This window comes from Aeromonas sp. R7-5 (genome assembly GCF_040908015.1).
GTDB classification, from domain to species: Bacteria; Pseudomonadota; Gammaproteobacteria; order Enterobacterales; family Aeromonadaceae; genus Aeromonas; species Aeromonas caviae.
This window is the reverse complement of sequence record NZ_JBFOCZ010000032.1, coordinates 294,637-309,646: the sequence shown is the minus strand read 5'-3', so window position 1 is coordinate 309,646 and position 15,010 is coordinate 294,637. Positions and strand designations below refer to the sequence as shown.

The window sequence follows — 15,010 nt, the reverse complement described above, 5'->3', positions numbered from 1 at the left end:
TCAGTACGTATAAGTGGCGAGGTGACGTGGAAGATGATGCGCCAACTTTATTGGGCACATGATGGTTATGGCTATTCCAGACGAGGCTCTCCAATTAACCGGAGTAACCTGCGCAATTGGGTTTTACTGCGACATCATCTGAACCCTGAAAATAATAATGCCGCCCTGCAGGCGGCATTATCGAGATCCGGATCCGGCGATCAGATCAGGAAATCGTTCAGATCCTTGCCCAGCGCAACTTGCTCGGCGATGGCCTTGGGCATACGACCCTGACCGGTCCAGGTCTTCTCCTGACCGTCTTCCTGGTACTTGTATTTCGCAGGACGGGGAGCACGCTTGCTCTTGGTGGTGCCCGCCGCAGCCGGAGCCGCCACGCTGCCGATCAGCTCACGGGGATCGATACCAGCCTGTTGCAGCATTTCGGTGAATTCATTCAGTTTGCGCTGACGCTCTTCCTGTTCGGCACGTTCCTGTTCAACGGACTCGGCACGCTCGTTATATACCAGGTCAAACTTTTCTTTCGCTTCTTGCAGTTGCTCAAACGGCAGTTCACGAATGGCAGCGCGCAAGCTGCGAATGTTCAGCAGAACCTTCAGAAACTCGTTCATTACTTCCTCACAGAATTATTTTTTGTATGTCACAGGGATAACACGATTTGAGAATAGCATGCCCATTGGATAACAACATAATGTTTTTATACCATCCGGCAGCGCGCTGACACCATATGGACATTATTCACCGTGGTTAATTCCCTGCCTGATACTTATTGGGAATACCCTCACGGACTTTATTTTCTATTTTCCCCGGTTAATCTCTGGTTCACCTCATCCGTTGCACACGCTGTTATCTCTTACCCGCGTCGCTCTGCGCCAGGTCATTTAGCAGCAGTGCCGGCACTTATTGTACAAATAGTGCGCTCATGGCCATGACCTTCGCGGACAATAAACCAGGTCCCTTTTCAGGATGCCCCTTGCGCCTGATCCTGTATCCAGCGGATGAATGCCTGGATCTTGGGACACTGGCGATGAGGGAGGGTCGCCAGGTAATAACGCGGCTCGCAGCGCACCGCCATATCCGGGAAGGGCATCACCAGCGCTCCGCTCGCCAGCGCCTGGCTTGCCAGTTGCCTGCGCCCCATGGCGACACCGGCGTGGTGGGTGGCGGCAAGTATCGCCAGATCCGCTCGATCAAATCCCATGTGTGACGAGCAGACCTCCAGTGAGAGATGCCAGTGGCTCCCCCAGGTGCGCCACTCGTCGCTGTCGGTGTCCAGGCCCCAGGCCTGCCTGTCATGGAGCAGGCGACACCGATGCAGATTCCCCACCTCCCCCATCAGACCGTGGTCACTGGCGTATTGAGGGCTGCACACCGGCACCATGTATTCATCCATCAGGGGGTGGATGGCCAGGCCCGTCGGGGTTCTGGCGTCGAAGTTGAGGGCCAGATCGATGCCGTAGCCGTGCAGGTTGATGTGCTCGTTGCCCGTCAGCAGGTTGAGCTCGATGTGAGGATGCAGGCGGGAAAAATCGGCGAGCCTTGGCACCAGCCAGCACTGGGCGATGGAGGGGCGCGAGTGCAGCGTCAGGGATCCCGACAGCGCCTGCTCTCTGATCTCCAGCACCTCCTGATTGATGAACTCCAGGGAGGAGGTGAGCGCCCAGAAGATGCGCTGCCCCTCCGTGGTCAAGGCCACCTTGCGGTGAAAGCGCTGGAACAGCAAAAAACCGAGCGCCTCTTCCAGGGCCGAGATGCGGTGGCTCACCGCGCTTGGGCTCAAGGAGAGCTCGTCGGCGGCGAGCGCAAAGGAGCCGTGGCGGGCCGCCGCCTCGAAGGTGTGGAGCCTGGCGAGCTGATGACTGCTGAGCAGCTTGCTCCTCACCCCTGGGTGCTCATCGCGTTGCATGGTTGGGCCTCCCTCTCTTTTATCTGGCGGATGATACCAGAAGGGCGAGGTTTGCATTCACCAGGAAGACTCAAGTCACCCGTATTCGAAGACACTTCAGGGTAGATGACCATTTGCATCAACTGGGCTCATCCAAGCCACGCGTTTTATCATTTGTCACGGCAACGCTGGCGCCGTTCAATGGGATGATTCCGTCACCACTCCACGCGAGGCTTTCATGACACACACCGACATTGCCGGGCTCATCACCCGCTTTCCCCTGCTCGAACCGCTGATCGCCCTCACCCCTGTGACCTGGTTCAATCCGGGGGCCACCTCCCTCGCTGAAGGATTGCCCCATGTGGGGCTCACCCGGCACGATGTGGCCGCCGCCTCCGCCCGGCTCGCCCGCTTCGCCCCCTACCTGTGCGAGTCCTTCCCCGAAACCCGCGCCAGCCACGGCATCATCGAGTCCGGGATCGCCGCCATCCCGACCCTGCAGGGGACCCTCAATGGGCGCTACGGTGTCGAACTCACCGGCAGGTTGCTGCTCAAACAAGACAGCCATCTGCCCATCTCCGGCTCCATCAAGGCGCGCGGCGGCATCCACGAGGTGCTGGCCCATGCCGAACACCTGGCCATCCAGGCTGGGCTGCTGCGCGAGACGGATGACTATCGCACGCTGTTCTCGGACGACTTCCGCCACTTCTTCGGTCAGTACAGCATCGCGGTGGGGTCGACCGGCAACCTCGGCCTCTCCATCGGCATCATGAGCGCCCGCCTCGGCTTTCGCGTCACCGTCCACATGTCCGCCGATGCGCGGGAGTGGAAGAAGCAAAAATTGCGCGAACATGGCGCCATCGTCGTGGAATATGCCGACGATTACGGGGTAGCGGTGGAGCAGGGGCGCAAGGAGGCCGAACGCGATCCCACCTGCTTCTTTATCGATGACGAGCACTCTCGCACCCTGTTCCTCGGCTATGCGGTGGCGGGCGAGCGGGTGAAAAAGCAGTTCGACGAGATGGGCATCAGGGTGGACGCCGACCATCCGCTCTTCGTCTACCTGCCTTGCGGCGTCGGCGGTGGCCCGGGCGGGGTGGCCTTTGGTCTCAAGCTTGCGTTCGGTGACAACGTGAACTGCTTCTTCGCCGAACCTACCCACTCCCCCTGCATGCTGCTCGGGGTCCACACCGGGTTGCACGATGCCATTGCGGTGCAAGACCTTGGCATCGACAACCTCACCGCCGCCGACGGCCTCGCGGTGGGACGCGCCTCCGGTTTTGTCGGCCGCGCCATGGAACGCCTGCTTGCGGGCTTCTACACCCTGAGCGATCAGGAGATGTACGACCTGCTGGGGCTCCTGGCCCGGGATGAAGAGATCCGGCTCGAGCCCTCGGCACTGGCGGGCATGGCAGGCCCCTGGCGAGTGGCCGCCAACCTTGAGTGGCAGAGTGGGCAGGGACTGGATGCTGCCAAGATGGCCGGGGCCACCCACCTGGTGTGGGCCACCGGCGGCGGCATGGTGCCCGCCGAGGAGATGGAAAAATACCTGGCCTGCGCCCGGATCTGATCTTTTTTTCGCCCCCGTGACCCGCCGACCTGGCGGGTTTTTCTGCTGCGAGATCAGCAAGATGGCACCTCAGCCCTCGCCACCATGACGCAGACGGCCAGACTGCTGGACAGCCTGATTTGTCATCCAGCCCCACCGACTGGTTATTTTGTGATACGATAGAGACCGTTTTTTGACATCTGCGCCCCGTTGTCCCCTTTTTCCGGTGAGATAACCACCGGTTCCGGCGACCAACACCTGCCGGGCGCAGCACAATATGTGCCCAGTTCGAATCGCTCCTGCGCGACCTTGACGCCAGGAGCACTCCCTTCTGGGCACCTTAGATAAGGAGATCGGGCGATGAAACAATATCAAAGCTGGTTGGGACAATATCTGATGAGCCGCCGTGACGGAGACCACGCCATGGCATCCGAGCTCGCCAACTCCATCTGCGAATTCTGGCAGGCCCGTGGAGATGAGGCCGAGACCAGCAAATGGCAGCAGATCTACGAGCAGCACGTGGAAAAAACCACCTGACGACCTGCTCTCCTCCATAAAAAAACCGGCGCTCATGGCGCCGGTTTTGCATTTCAACGACCCGGATCACATCTGGTCGATCATGTCCTGGGCGAACTGGGAGCAGGAACGCAGGGTGGCTCCTTCCATCAGACGCTCGAAGTCATAGGTGACGGTCTTGTTGGCGATGGCCGCTTCCATCCCCTTGACGATGAGGTCAGCCGCCTCGGTCCAGCCCAGGTGGCGCAGCATCATCTCGGCAGAGAGGATGAGGGAGCCCGGGTTGACCTTGTCCTGGCCAGCGTATTTCGGCGCGGTGCCGTGGGTGGCTTCGAACAGGGCAACGCCATCGCCGATGTTGGCGCCCGGCGCGATGCCGATGCCGCCGACCTGTGCCGCCAGCGCGTCGGAGATGTAGTCACCGTTGAGGTTCATACAGGCAATGACGTCATACTCGGCCGGACGCAGCAGGATCTGTTGCAGGAAGGCATCGGCGATGACGTCCTTGACGACGATGGTCTTGCCGGTCTTCGGGTTCTTGAAGGAGCACCAGGGGCCGCCGTCGATGAGCTGGGCATCGTACTCTTTCTGGGCCAGGGCATAGCCCCAATCCTTGAAGGCACCCTCGGTGAACTTCATGATGTTGCCCTTGTGCACCAGGGTCACGGAGTCGCGATCGTTGTCGATGGCGTACTCGATGGCGGCACGGACCAGACGCTCGGTACCGGCCTTGGACATGGGCTTGATGCCGATGCCGCAGGACTCGGGGAAGCGAATTTTCTTCACGCCCATCTCGTTTTGCAGGAAAGCGATCACCTTCTTGGCTTCATCGCTGTCTGCCTTCCACTCGATGCCGGCGTAGATGTCTTCGGCGTTCTCGCGGAAGATCACCATGTCGGTCAGCTCGGGGTGCTTGACCGGGCTCGGGGTCCCTTCGTAGTAACGGACCGGGCGCAGGCAGACGTAGAGGTCCAGCTCCTGGCGCAGGGCCACGTTGAGGGAGCGAATACCACCGCCGACCGGGGTGGTCAGCGGGCCCTTGATGGCCACGCAGTATTCACGAATGAAATCCAGGGTTTCGGCCGGCAGCCAGGCACCTTCGCCATAGACATGAGTCGATTTCTCGCCGGTATAGATCTCCATCCAGGCGATCTTGCGCTCGCCTTTGTAGGCTTTCTCGACCGCAGCATTCACCACATTCAACATGGCCGGGGTCACGTCCACACCGATACCATCCCCTTCGATAAACGGAATGATGGGATTGTGGGGAACCTGCAGCTTGCCGCTGGCATCGACTGTGATTTTCTGGCCCTGGGTCGGGATAACTACTTTGCTTTCCATCGGCATCTCCTAACTTCCGTTTGTTATCAATCTGATCGTTGCGCGCGGCCATCTTAAGCCCATCCATTTGCATAATCAAATAGCGGGCGTGCATGTCAGACCATAGTCGGGGAGTGGATCACAGTGCGCCTGAGGATCCCCTCCTCCCTCGCCGCCCTCTGGTCCTGACGAGGCGCAGGCCCCGTCCATCCGGGCCTCTTCCTCTAGTGATGACAGCGTCTCCCAGCCCTCGCCGCCCCGAAGGCGCCACTCCCCCAAATCCCGTTCGCCTTTGCATCGTCGTAACCCCTTCGCCGGGGGACAGGCTGCCGGATCCGGACTAGGCTCTTTGCCAGTGATCGGGGCGCCCGGGGCGTGGCCGGTCATGAAGAGAGCACGACAACAAGGAGAGCACCATGTTTATCGTCACCAACCGGATGGTCAACGAGCAGGGCAAGACCCCCAGCGAGATCTTTGGCGAAAAACCCGCAGAGGGCCCCAACGAACTGCGCCTCGCCGAGGCCCGGCGTCAGGGCAAGCAGTGGCAGCTGGACCTGCTGCCGGATCAGATCACCGCCGAGATGGCCGCCAGCGTCGGCCTTGACCCCGACCTCCCCCACCCGGCCAGCGCCTATGTGGCGCGCAAGCTGCTGGAGCGCTGCGCCGGGACCGGCAGCACGGCCAAGCAGAAGCTCAAGACCGGCAAACACCTGCTGCTGTTCGTACACGGCTTCAACAACGATCTTGACGATGTGCTGGAGCGAGCCGCGGGGCTTGAGGCCCGTTACGGTGTCGAGGTGCTCTGCTTCAGCTGGCCCGCCAATGGCGGCGGCGCCCGGGGCGTGCTGAGCTACAAGAGCGACAAGCGCGATGCCCTGGCCTCGGCCGGGGCCCTTGACCGGGTGCTGGAGAAGATGAAGGGGCTGCTCGACGAGTTCAACGGCCAGTATGTGACGCAGCTGGAAGAGAAGGCCCAGAAGAAGTTCGCCGACAACGGCGAGGCCTGGGATCGTTACTTCGCCAAGGAGGTGAACAAGCGCTGCCCCTTCACCATCAACCTGCTGCTGCACAGCATGGGCAACTACCTGTTCAAGCACCTGCTGAGCAGCACCACCTACCACGCCAACCAGCTGCTGTTCGACAACATCATCATGGCCGCCGCCGACACCAACAACGAGCTTCACGCCCAGTGGGTCGATCGCATCCAGTGTCGCAACCGCCTCTACATCACCATCAATGAGCGCGATGGTGCCCTGATGGCATCGCGCATGAAGATGGGGGAGCAGCAAAAGGCGAGGCTCGGCCACTACACCCGGCGGCTGGATGCCAGAACGGCCACCTACGTGGACGTGACCAATCAGCCCCATGTGGGGGACTCTCACGCCTACTTCGAAGGGGATGCCCTCGCCAACGAGAAGGTGCTGCGCTTCTTCCACACCGTCTTCAACGGCGGCACCGGCGAGAGCGCGGAGCTGTTCGATGCGGCCCAGAACCTCTATCGCCTCTAGCCACTGCGCAAAAAAACCACCGCCCCGAACAGGGCGGTGGTTTTTCATTATGCGCTCACTTGGTGGCTACAAGGCCGCCAGGGGCTAGTGTTCTGCCGCTTCCGGCTGGGGCGCTTCGCTGCGCTCCCGTTGCAGTTCATCGACCCTGGCCTGCCATCTGTCCTGGGCCTGTTTTTGCCCCTGGGACTCGAATTCCTGGCGCATGGTGTCGATTTTTTGGTCAAGTTTTTCCATCAGGATGTCTCCTTACATCTCGGGTTACACACTGGCTGACGGCACTGTTTGGCCAACCTGCTCACCCGATTGGACACCAGGTTTTCCCCAATTGTCCAACAAAATAAACGATTGATTATGCAAAAACCAATCTAGAAAATGGGTTAAAGCTCCTTATGAAACCCCATGAGCCACCCTGAAAACGCCTGATAAAAGCACTATTTTTGCCATTTATATCAATATCTTGATATTTATCACTCGCTCAATGACGCCCTTGAGATCGGCATGACGAGGATATGCACATTTTTTTTCACAAAAACGCCCCGCTCTCCGGGCTTTGCGACCGGAAAGGCCCCCTTGTCCATCCAAAAATGCGATGGGTTACGACACAACCCATCTTTTAAATGGATAGATAATCCCCAACCCCGGCCCTGCGGCTTGCCAACCCGACCATCAGCAGGTTCGCTTGTTACCCATCCGGGCATATCCCGCCCCACTCCCGCCCCGATAAAATGAAGCCGCACCACGCCTGCTGAGCGGGTTGTTGCCGCCCTCATCCCCTCTCGTCGGAGTCATGACATGGATCTCTTCTGGTGGTTTGCCCTGCCCGTCGCCGCAGGCACCTTCTATGGGTGCTATTTCTGGAACCAGCGCCATGCCCAGCCCGACTGGCTGCGCCTTCCCACCCGCGCCGACTACCTGCACCAGCATCCCGAATGCGCCATCGACGATGAACTGGGGGCGCGCTGCTGCGCCTGCGGCTCCGACAAGGTGCTGGGCCACCCCCAGACCGGCTGGCCTGATCATCGCTTTCGCCACACCTGCCTCGCCTGCGGCAAGGCGCTCTTTCGCACCGAAGAGCCCCCGATATAAGCATCCACATTCGCCCTTTTTGTATGGCGATGGCAGATGCTGACACCTGCAAAGCTGCAAAGAGCACATGCTCGGGACAGGGAGACGGCGCAGGCGTCCTGACAGAGAGAGCGCCGACCAGGTCAGAATGGGTTGTCGTTTGTGACCCTCTTTCGTACTATTGCCCGCCACTGCGAACCCCCTTTTCCGGCCCGGGCGTCACGCACGGCGCGGGCCCACAAACGGATAGCGATCCCATGACATCTCTGACCCACTGCTCGGTGCTGGCGATGACGCTGGTTGCACTGCCCGCCCTCGCCTCCGGTGACGGTGACGGGTGCGGCTTCTGGCTCACCGACTGCCCTCTCCCCACCTATCCGCTCTATCTCAACGAGAACGACACCCGGGGCAACCTGCTGATGCTGCTGGGGGATGCCCAGCATCACCCCCTGCCCTTCACCCTGCCGGCAGATCCGCTGAACGAGCGCAGCCAGCCGCTGTTCTACCTCACCCGCCTCCCCCAGCCGGAGGAGGTGGAGGACCCGGCGCTGCGCGAGCAGCTCGGCAGCCGGCTGGCCGCCTACGACCCGTCCCTCCCCCCGCTGCTCGAGCACTACGCGGGCCACGACTCCCTCTACGGCCACGCCATCTCCAACTCCCTCTCCTCGGTCAGCGCGTTTCTGAACGCCCTCGAGCAGAGCGAGGTGCCCGACCCGGAGCGCGCGTCGCTGCTGCGAAGCCGTCTGCTGATCCTGGGGCAGCAGGAGAGCCCGGCCCCCGCTACCGAAATGAGCGGTGCTGCCCTGGAGTGGCAGGGGTATCTGCAGGCCGCCCGGCACTTCTACGAGAGCCGCTTCGAGGAGGCCCGCGCAGGCTTTGCCGCCTTGCAGCAGGCCAAGGCCCCCTGGGTGGCCGAGAGCGCGACCTACATGGTGATGCGCACGGAGATCAACCTCGCGATGAAGGAGGCGAAGGACGAATACGGTGATCAGGACGTGACCAGGAGCGACAAGGAGGCCCTTCGCCGCGCCATGGCCCAGGGTCAGGCCTATCTGGCGGCCTACCCGCAAGGGCGCTACGCCAGCTCGACCAGAGGACTGTTCAGACGCATCCAGTGGATGTCCGGTGATCTCGGCGCCCTGCGGGATGCCTATGACGAGGCCATGGCAACCCGCCAGCCCTTGCCGGCGCTGGAGGCCCTGGTCAACGAGATCGATCTCACCCTGCTCAGTGGCGATGCCTATCGCCATCAGGCGGCCTATCAGGACTCGGCCCAGCCGGCGCTGCTGTTCGTCAATGCCCTGCGGGGTCTCAGACCGACCTATGAACGGCCGCGGGACTGGCAAGATGCCCAGCTGGACGACGCCATCGCGCACCTGCAAAAAACAGGTCACCAGGCGCAGGCGGCCTATCTCAAGGCCTACGCCCTCTTTTTGGACAAGCAGTTCGAGCAGGTGCTGGCCCTGCCCTCCCCGGGGCAGGAGGACGCCACCCTGGCATTCAGCCACCAGATGCTGCGCATCTGGGCCTGGCAGGGCATGAAGGCCTTCGACAAGGCCGAGCAGGCCCTGATGGCGCTGGTGGCCTCCTCCCTGGGTCAGGCCCAGCAGGCGTTCGTGGAGAACGTGCTGGCGGATCACTGGGTGCGCACCGGCAACACGGCCGCCATCTTCCAGCCGGGCAGCCCCATCACCCAGCTGCGCATCCGCGCGGCCGTGCTCAAGCAGGAGGCCGAACCCGCCCTGTTGCGCCAGCAAGCCAGTCAGGGCCCGAGCGCGGCGGAGCGGCAGATTGCGCTCCATACCCTGCTGGTGCGGGATCTCATCGCCAGCGACCCGGCCACCTTCTTGCAGGATGTGGCCCTCATCCCCGCCGATTACAAGGAGGCGACCCCTCCCGCCGACGCGCCCTGGGAGCCTGTGCCCAACGGGGATGTGCGCCTCTCGGCGTTCCAGTGGCGCGGAGAGGGGACGCCCCAGGGCTACCACTGCCGGGATCTGGCCCAGACCCTTGGCACCCTGGTGCAGCGCCCCGACGATGGTCATGCCCTCAACTGCTTCGGGGAGTACCTGCGCAGCCGGGATCCCCATATCGACCTGTGGCAGGATCGCGAGATGATCTGGGGGCTGGCGCAAGACGAGCGCCCCACGTTCCCGAGTCGCCTCGCCCTCTATCAGGCCGTGATGGCCAACCCCAAGGCGGAGCCCGAAGACAAGAGCTATGCCCTCTATCGCGCCATCCAGTGCTATGCCCCCTCCGGCTACAACAGCTGCGACAGCCAGGAGATCCCCAAACGCACCCGGCAGGCCTGGTTCAACACCCTCAAGCAGCGCTATGGCAACTCGGTGTGGGCCAGATCCCTCAAATACTACTGGTGAGCCATGAGCAGACCCCCTGAACGCGCCCTGCTGGCGCTGCTGCTGACAGCCCTGGCCACCCCCCTTGAGGCCAGTGTCGATGCCAGCGCCTATCACGGGTTCTGGCTCTGGTCCGCCACCCGCCACCAGCCGGTACTGGAACAGGCCAGCACCCTCTATCTGCATCAGGGGGAGATCCTGGACAGGCCCGGCGGCCCCCGCTTCGTCAAGCTGGGGCGGGTTCCCTCCCCCCTCAAGGCCGGGCAGGTCTGGCTGGTGGTGCGTGTCAACGCCCTCCCCCTCTCCCCCGCCCACGAGCAGGTGCTGGTGCGCCTCTACGAGGGGTGGCGCGCGGCCGGGGCCAGGGTGGCGGGCATCCAGATCGACTTCGATGCGGCGACCCGCCAGCTCGATCGCTATGGCTACGCCCTGCAACAACTGCGGCGCACCCTGCCTCCCGGGTGCAAGCTCAGCGTGACGGGGCTGCTCGACTGGGCGAAAACGGGGGACGTGGCAGAGCTCAATCGCCTGCCCGTGGACGAGCTGGTGATCCAGACCTATCAGGGCACGCGCACGGTGCCGGGCTATCAGGCCTATCTGCCCGCCATGGCGCACCTGACCATCCCGTTCAAGGTAGGGCTGGTGCAGGATGGGGAGTGGGATCCCGCCTGGCAGACAACACTGGCCGCCTCCCCCCACTACCGGGGCGAGGTGGTCTTCCTGCTCAACCGCCCGGCGCAGAGCCCGGGGGCCAGCAGGGCGATATCCTCCTTCACCCCCCCTGCCCCTTGATCCAGCGCCGATAGCGGGCGTTGCCACGCAGGGTCTGCCACTGCTGGCAGGCCAGCGCCAGGACGGGCGCCACCCCGGGGTTGCTGGCCCTGCCGCGGCCAAGGCGGCGCAGCTGGTATTTCACCATCGCCATATAGCCTACCGAGGCCAGCACCTTGTTGCGCCAGGGGATGGGCCGCAGCTCGGCGCTTGCCGCCTGCTCCCGGCGCCATCTGGCGGGCAGATCCGGTGCTATGGCCAGCGCGGTGGCCATGCCGACGACCGCCACTCCGCTGCCGAGCACCTGTTCGACCACCGGATAACGGCGGATCCCCCCGGTCACCATCACGGGCATGCGGGCTGCGCTCACTATCTCTTCGGCGAATGTCAGAAAATAGGCTTCCCGCGCCAGGGTGCGGCCATCCCGGGCCTGGCCGTGCATGGCGGGCGCCTCGTAACTGCCGCCGGAGAGCTCCACCAGATCCACCCCGAGGGGGTTGAGCATCTCGACCACAGCCCTGGCATCCTCGGTACTGAAACCGCCGCGCTGAAAGTCGGCGGAGTTGAGCTTGACCGCCACTGCAAAGCGCTCCCCCACCTGCTCACGGATCCCCTGCACTATCTCCAGCAGCAGGCGGGCACGATTCTCAAGGCTCCCGCCCCAGCGATCAGGGCGCTGGTTGGTGAGCGGCGAGAGGAACTGGCTTAGCAGATAACCGTGGGCGGCGTGGATCTGCACCCCGTCAAAACCCAGATCCTGTGCCAGCCGCGCCGTGTGGATGAAGCGCGCCTTTACCTCGGCAATATCGCTCTCGCTCATGGCCCTGGGCGGGGCGAACTGTTTGGAGAAACTGCCGAGCGCCATGGGCACGGCGGAAGGGGCCAGGGTGGGCTGCCCCAGCGCCGCCGGCATCTGGCGACCGGGGTGGTTGATCTGCATCCAGATCTGGCCCCCGCCGCTTTTGGCCGCCTCTGCCCAGGCCCTGAAACGCTCGCCTATCTGTGGGGATAGCGCCGGGGAATCGAGCACCACGCCCCCAGGCCCCGTCATGGCGCGCCCGTCCACCATCACATTGCCGGTGATGATAAGGCCGGTGCCGCCCTCTGCCCAGGTGCGATAGAGCTGGATCAGCGCTTCTGAGGGGGCATGGTCACGGTCGGCCATGTTCTCTTCCATGGCCGCCTTGGCGAGGCGGTTGATAAGCTGGCTGCCACTCGGCAGGGTCAGGGGAGTAAAGGGGTTCATGGCAATCTCCTCGGTAGTGAGGGCCCCACCATAAGTTTGAAGCTGACTTGAAGGTCAAGCCCCTTTGTCGGGATGCCGCTGCGAGGGGGGAAATACTATCCAGCCGCACCGCCCTTGCTCGGGACCGTTGACATTCAAGCGGACTTTAACCCTAGAATTCCCCAGACCCCGCCCCCTCAGTCATTGACATGGCGGGCCCATCAACCCGCAGCCCGGGAGGCAAGATGAAGATAGGTGAACTGGCCAGACAGACCGGCATGGCGGCCTCGGCCATCCGCTTCTACGAAGCCAGGGGCCTGCTCAACCAGGTGCGGCGGGGTGCCAACGGCTATCGCGACTACCCGCCCGAGACGGCGCAGTTGCTGGCCATCATCGGCCAGGCCCAGCAGGCGGGCTTCTCCCTCGACGAGATCAAGCAGCTGGTACCCGCCGACATCAGTACCTGGCAGCACGCCCCGCTGCTGGCGGCGCTCAAGGCCAAGGTGAGCGACATCGAGGCGCTGGAGGCAAGGCTTGCCCACAGCAAGCAGCAGTTGCAGGCCCTGATCCAGCTGGTTGAATCCAAACCGGGCGAGATGCCGTGCGAGGAGAACGCCGCCCGGGTGCTGGCCAGCATGGGCATTGCCTCCCCCGAGGGCGCCGCCAAGGCCACCACATCGGTCAAGCCCGCCATCGTTTCGCGCGGCGCGCACCGTCACAAACAGGGAGAGAGATAAGGATGACGTTTGTCGAGATGGACCCCGCCCACCTGCCGCTGGCCCTGCTGCTGGAGGCCGATCCCGCCGAGTCGCGCATCGCCGCCTATCTGCCCGGGGCCTGGGGCTTTGCCGCCCTGGCGGACAAGGAGGTCGTGGGGGCCTGCGTGGCGGGCCTGGTGGGGGAGCAAACCGCCGAGATCTTCAACATCGCCGTTGCCCCCAACCGCCAGCAGCAGGGCATCGGCTCCGGCCTGCTGCGCTTCGTGCTGACGAGCCTTGCCGGGAAGGGGATAGGCCGCGTCGAGCTCGGTACCGGCAGCTTCGGCCACCAGCTCACCTATTACCAGCGCCACGGCTTTCGCGTCCACGCCGTCATGAAGGATCACTTCCTCATCCACTATCCCGAGCCCCTGATGGAGCACGGCATCCAGCACAAGGACATGCTGCGCCTCTCCCTCGCACTGGCGCCGGACACCGCTTCCCCCTGATCCGAGAGGCTGAGCCCTGCCCTCCCCCTGATGGCCGCCCCCTGTGGTACACTCCGCCATCCCCTGTTTTTGGTAGGCATGCGATGAAATCAGCCCGTCCCCGTCTCTCCCCCCGCCCTGACGCAGGCCGCACGGCCAGCGGGCCTACCACGGTGCGCCTATCCCAACGCCGGGAGGCCCGGCACGCAGGGAGCGTCAACGAGCGCAAACCGGCCCCCGCCCCGGTGGATCGCAAGCTGTTGCTCCTGAACAAGCCTTACATGGTGCTCTGCCAGTTCACCGACGAGGCGGGCCGCGAGACCCTCAAGGATTACATCAAAGAGCCCGGCATCTATGCCGCGGGCAGGCTGGATCGAGACAGCGAAGGGCTCTTGCTGCTCACCAACGACGGCAAGTTGCAGGCGCGCCTCACCCAGCCGGGAGAGAAGACCCCCAAGACCTACTGGGTGCAGGTGGAAGGCATCCCGAGCGAGGAGAAACTGGCCGCCCTTCGCGCCGGTGTGGAACTCAACGACGGCATGACCCTGCCCGCCGGGGCGCGCATCATGGATGACCCTGCGGTATGGCCACGCAACCCGCCCATTCGCGAGCGCAGGGAGATCCCCACCTGCTGGCTGGAGATCAAAATAGTGGAGGGGCGCAACCGCCAGGTGCGGCGCATGACCGCCCACATCGGCCACCCCACCTTGCGCCTCATCCGCTACGCCATCGGGGAGTGGACCCTCGATGGGCTGGCGCCGGGAGAGAGCCGCGCCCTGCCCGCTCCCGATCTGGCACCCGCGCCACGACCAGCCGCCACGCAAGGCAAACCACGGGCATCCGCCGCAGCCGGGGGCACTGGCCGCAGCGCCCCCCGCACCGCCCGGCCAACAGATCAGGATCCACCCCAGGGGCGGGAGCGCCGCGGGGCAGACCCGCGCCCCGGCAATCGCAGCGGCGGGCGCACCACCGCCCGCCGTCCGGCTCGCACCAAGCCCTCTGAATGAAGGCGACAGCGGATCTGCATCGAGCGCCCCTGCCGGGGCACAGCCAACAAGACAAGGAGTCCTTATGAGCGATCACCCACCGCTGCCCACCCGCCTCACCGTGGCCGCTCTGGTGCACTGGCAGGGGCGTTTCTTGCTGGTGGAAGAGGAGATTGCGGGCAAGCGCCGCTTCAACCAGCCCGCCGGCCACGTGGAGCCGGGAGAAGATCTCATCCAGGCGGCCTGCCGCGAGCTGAAGGAGGAGACCGGACTCACCGCCGCGCCCACCGGCTGGCTCGGGGTCTACCTCTTCAAACCGGCGGACAGCGAGGCCACCTTTGTGCGCACCGCCGTCATCTTCGACCTTGAAAAGTCGCCCGGTCAGCACCATCCAGAGGATCCCGACGGTGACGTACTGGCCTGTCACTGGCTCAGCCTGGAGGAGATTGCCGAGTGCAAGCCCGCCCTGCGAAGCCCCCTGGTGTGGCAGTGCATCCAGGACTATCTGGCAGGCACCCGCCTGCCGCTGTCGGCCCTCAAGGCCTTCATCTAAGCGCCATTGGACGCTCTTTTTGACGCTATGGGGCCGAGACAAGAAAAACGATTTCCCGCCACCGGGCTTCCAAGGGGAACGGCGGCAGGGAG

The 15,010-nt window shown here is 63.6% G+C and carries 15 protein-coding genes; 10 read left to right on the top strand and 5 right to left on the bottom strand.

Annotated features, from left to right (window positions below):
- Positions 1-200: 200 nt before the first annotated feature.
- Together AB5Y53_RS14490 and dsdC are read right to left on the bottom strand one after the other, a co-directional pair.
- The gene (locus AB5Y53_RS14490) at positions 201-608 is read right to left on the bottom strand and encodes an H-NS family nucleoid-associated regulatory protein (protein ID WP_010673634.1); all 408 of its coding nucleotides are present in this window, start codon (positions 606-608) and stop codon (positions 201-203) included.
- A gap of 350 nt (positions 609-958) precedes the next feature.
- Positions 959-1,903, bottom strand: a complete 945-nt coding sequence (gene dsdC, locus AB5Y53_RS14485) for a DNA-binding transcriptional regulator DsdC (protein WP_368182376.1) — start codon at positions 1,901-1,903, stop codon at positions 959-961.
- A 217-nt stretch (positions 1,904-2,120) separates the two neighbouring features.
- On the opposite strand from dsdC, the gene dsdA reads away from it, so the two are divergent.
- Positions 2,121-3,452: a D-serine ammonia-lyase gene (gene dsdA / locus AB5Y53_RS14480; RefSeq protein ID WP_368182375.1), complete on the top strand. Its 1,332-nt coding sequence runs from the start codon at positions 2,121-2,123 to the stop codon at positions 3,450-3,452.
- A 339-nt stretch (positions 3,453-3,791) separates the two neighbouring features.
- Complete coding sequence (locus AB5Y53_RS14475) at positions 3,792-3,968, top strand: hypothetical protein (protein WP_080944224.1); 177 nt, start codon at positions 3,792-3,794, stop codon at positions 3,966-3,968.
- 66 nt (positions 3,969-4,034) lie between these two features.
- Here the strand turns inward: AB5Y53_RS14475 and icd are convergent, their stop codons facing one another.
- Positions 4,035-5,288 (bottom strand): NADP-dependent isocitrate dehydrogenase, encoded by a 1,254-nt coding sequence (icd, locus tag AB5Y53_RS14470; protein ID WP_010673630.1) that lies wholly within the window; start codon positions 5,286-5,288, stop codon positions 4,035-4,037.
- Positions 5,289-5,683: 395 nt separating this feature from the next.
- Here icd and AB5Y53_RS14465 point away from each other — a divergent pair, with 395 nt between their 5' ends.
- Complete coding sequence (locus tag AB5Y53_RS14465; protein WP_069785337.1) at positions 5,684-6,775, top strand: alpha/beta hydrolase; 1,092 nt, start codon at positions 5,684-5,686, stop codon at positions 6,773-6,775.
- An 84-nt stretch (positions 6,776-6,859) separates the two neighbouring features.
- Here AB5Y53_RS14465 and AB5Y53_RS14460 read toward each other — a convergent pair whose 3' ends face one another.
- Positions 6,860-7,009: a hypothetical protein gene (locus tag AB5Y53_RS14460; protein WP_010673628.1), complete on the bottom strand. Its 150-nt coding sequence runs from the start codon at positions 7,007-7,009 to the stop codon at positions 6,860-6,862.
- Positions 7,010-7,567: 558 nt separating this feature from the next.
- Between AB5Y53_RS14460 and AB5Y53_RS14455 the strand changes: the two genes are divergently transcribed.
- From AB5Y53_RS14455 to AB5Y53_RS14445, 3 genes are all read left to right on the top strand, one after another.
- Entirely contained in the window at positions 7,568-7,861 is a 294-nt protein-coding gene (locus AB5Y53_RS14455) for a hypothetical protein (RefSeq protein WP_042879347.1), read from the top strand.
- Positions 7,862-8,097: 236 nt separating this feature from the next.
- Complete coding sequence (locus AB5Y53_RS14450; protein WP_368182374.1) at positions 8,098-10,218, top strand: hypothetical protein; 2,121 nt, start codon at positions 8,098-8,100, stop codon at positions 10,216-10,218.
- Positions 10,219-10,221: 3 nt separating this feature from the next.
- On the top strand, positions 10,222-10,989 hold the full coding sequence (locus tag AB5Y53_RS14445; protein ID WP_368182372.1) for a DUF3142 domain-containing protein: 768 nt from the start codon (positions 10,222-10,224) through the stop codon (positions 10,987-10,989).
- On the opposite strand, the gene AB5Y53_RS14440 is transcribed toward AB5Y53_RS14445, so the two are convergent.
- Positions 10,970-12,214, bottom strand: coding sequence for an NADH:flavin oxidoreductase/NADH oxidase family protein (locus tag AB5Y53_RS14440; RefSeq protein WP_368182370.1), 1,245 nt, complete (start codon positions 12,212-12,214; stop codon positions 10,970-10,972). The genes AB5Y53_RS14445 and AB5Y53_RS14440 overlap by 20 nt on opposite strands.
- A gap of 224 nt (positions 12,215-12,438) precedes the next feature.
- On the opposite strand from AB5Y53_RS14440, the gene AB5Y53_RS14435 reads away from it, so the two are divergent.
- The 4 genes from AB5Y53_RS14435 (at position 12,439) to AB5Y53_RS14420 (ending at position 14,918) form a co-directional block, all read left to right on the top strand.
- A complete protein-coding gene (locus AB5Y53_RS14435; protein WP_161653760.1) occupies positions 12,439-12,930 on the top strand; it encodes a MerR family transcriptional regulator in 492 nt (163 codons plus the stop codon).
- Between the two features lie 2 nt (positions 12,931-12,932).
- On the top strand, positions 12,933-13,400 hold the full coding sequence (locus tag AB5Y53_RS14430; protein ID WP_368182368.1) for a GNAT family N-acetyltransferase: 468 nt from the start codon (positions 12,933-12,935) through the stop codon (positions 13,398-13,400).
- A gap of 83 nt (positions 13,401-13,483) precedes the next feature.
- A complete protein-coding gene (locus AB5Y53_RS14425) occupies positions 13,484-14,386 on the top strand; it encodes a pseudouridine synthase (RefSeq protein ID WP_368182367.1) in 903 nt (300 codons plus the stop codon).
- Between the two features lie 64 nt (positions 14,387-14,450).
- Positions 14,451-14,918, top strand: coding sequence for an NUDIX hydrolase (locus AB5Y53_RS14420; protein ID WP_010673620.1), 468 nt, complete (start codon positions 14,451-14,453; stop codon positions 14,916-14,918).
- Positions 14,919-15,010: the final 92 nt, after the last annotated feature.

Excerpts from the sequence above, each read along its gene's own strand:
- dsdC (WP_368182376.1), bottom strand. The coding sequence starts at position 1,903 with ATGCAACGCGATGAGCACCCAGGGGTGAGGAGCAAGCTGCTCAGCAGT.
- AB5Y53_RS14455 (WP_042879347.1), top strand. The coding sequence starts at position 7,568 with ATGGATCTCTTCTGGTGGTTTGCCCTGCCCGTCGCCGCAGGCACCTTC.
- AB5Y53_RS14425 (WP_368182367.1), top strand. The coding sequence starts at position 13,484 with ATGAAATCAGCCCGTCCCCGTCTCTCCCCCCGCCCTGACGCAGGCCGC.
- AB5Y53_RS14445 (WP_368182372.1), top strand. The coding sequence starts at position 10,222 with ATGAGCAGACCCCCTGAACGCGCCCTGCTGGCGCTGCTGCTGACAGCC.
- AB5Y53_RS14460 (WP_010673628.1), bottom strand. The coding sequence starts at position 7,009 with ATGGAAAAACTTGACCAAAAAATCGACACCATGCGCCAGGAATTCGAG.
- AB5Y53_RS14475 (WP_080944224.1), top strand. The coding sequence starts at position 3,792 with ATGAAACAATATCAAAGCTGGTTGGGACAATATCTGATGAGCCGCCGT.
- AB5Y53_RS14465 (WP_069785337.1), top strand. The coding sequence starts at position 5,684 with ATGTTTATCGTCACCAACCGGATGGTCAACGAGCAGGGCAAGACCCCC.
- AB5Y53_RS14430 (WP_368182368.1), top strand. The coding sequence starts at position 12,933 with ATGACGTTTGTCGAGATGGACCCCGCCCACCTGCCGCTGGCCCTGCTG.
- dsdA (WP_368182375.1), top strand. The coding sequence starts at position 2,121 with ATGACACACACCGACATTGCCGGGCTCATCACCCGCTTTCCCCTGCTC.
- AB5Y53_RS14420 (WP_010673620.1), top strand. The coding sequence starts at position 14,451 with ATGAGCGATCACCCACCGCTGCCCACCCGCCTCACCGTGGCCGCTCTG.
- icd (WP_010673630.1), bottom strand. The coding sequence starts at position 5,288 with ATGGAAAGCAAAGTAGTTATCCCGACCCAGGGCCAGAAAATCACAGTC.
- AB5Y53_RS14490 (WP_010673634.1), bottom strand. The coding sequence starts at position 608 with ATGAACGAGTTTCTGAAGGTTCTGCTGAACATTCGCAGCTTGCGCGCT.
- AB5Y53_RS14435 (WP_161653760.1), top strand. The coding sequence starts at position 12,439 with ATGAAGATAGGTGAACTGGCCAGACAGACCGGCATGGCGGCCTCGGCC.
- AB5Y53_RS14440 (WP_368182370.1), bottom strand. The coding sequence starts at position 12,214 with ATGAACCCCTTTACTCCCCTGACCCTGCCGAGTGGCAGCCAGCTTATC.
- AB5Y53_RS14450 (WP_368182374.1), top strand. The coding sequence starts at position 8,098 with ATGACATCTCTGACCCACTGCTCGGTGCTGGCGATGACGCTGGTTGCA.